The sequence below is a fragment of the Bacillus sp. mrc49 genome (assembly GCF_002803435.1).
The window spans coordinates 1-321 of sequence record NZ_PHNG01000383.1 but is presented as its reverse complement, the minus strand read 5'-3'; the positions used below and the strand labels follow the sequence as shown (position 1 = coordinate 321).

At 48.3% G+C, this 321-nt stretch carries 1 protein-coding gene; it reads right to left on the bottom strand.

The window, feature by feature from the left end:
- Positions 1–24 precede the first annotated feature (24 nt).
- A partial coding sequence (locus CVN76_RS02425; protein ID WP_232732074.1) for an enoyl-CoA hydratase-related protein occupies positions 25–321 on the bottom strand: 297 nt, incomplete at its 5' end.

Below are 321 nucleotides of genomic sequence, written 5' to 3'. Positions count from 1 at the left end.
GGCAGTCATTCCATCCACTCCTTTTTAGAAATGTTTAAAGTCTGGTTGTCGTTTCTCGACGAATGCGTGAATTCCCTCTTTGGCATCAGCTGTCAGAAACAGTTCGGCAAACCGTTTTCGTTCCCGTTCCAACCCTTGCTCCATGCTGTCGTTGCCTCCTTGAACGATACATTCCACAGCTCGCATCACACTGGTCATGCTTTTTCCTTCGCCAAACGACGTTGCCATTGCTCTAGCCGTTTTTAACAATTCAGCTTCTTTTACAGCTACCTGGGCAATCCCAAGTTCAACGGCTTCACCTGCTGAAAGGGAACGTCCCGT